Origin of the sequence: Cognatazoarcus halotolerans (genome assembly GCF_009800965.1) — a bacterium.
Taxonomy (GTDB): domain Bacteria; phylum Pseudomonadota; class Gammaproteobacteria; order Burkholderiales; family Rhodocyclaceae; genus Cognatazoarcus; species Cognatazoarcus halotolerans.
This window is the reverse complement of sequence record NZ_WUAF01000106.1, coordinates 1-221: the sequence shown is the minus strand read 5'-3', so window position 1 is coordinate 221 and position 221 is coordinate 1. Positions and strand designations below refer to the sequence as shown.

Here is a 221-nt window from a genome sequence, read left to right as displayed (position 1 = left end):
CACCGACGGCACGACGCCGGTGACGGCGACGGTGGATGTGACCGTGACCGCGGTGAACGATGTGCCCGTAGCCACGGACGATACCCTGGCCGCAGTCGAAGACACCCCGCTGACCGGTACCCTCGCGACCAATGACACCCCGAGTGGTGACGGCGGCAACGTCTGGGCGCTGGCCAGCGGCCCGGCGAACGGCACTGTCACGGTGAATCCGGACGGCACGT

The 221-nt window shown here is 69.2% G+C and carries 1 protein-coding gene; it reads left to right on the top strand.

Annotated features, from left to right (window positions below; all coding sequences use genetic code 11):
- On the top strand, window positions 1-221 hold a 221-nt coding region (locus GQB03_RS22880), incomplete at both ends, for an Ig-like domain-containing protein (RefSeq protein WP_200832447.1).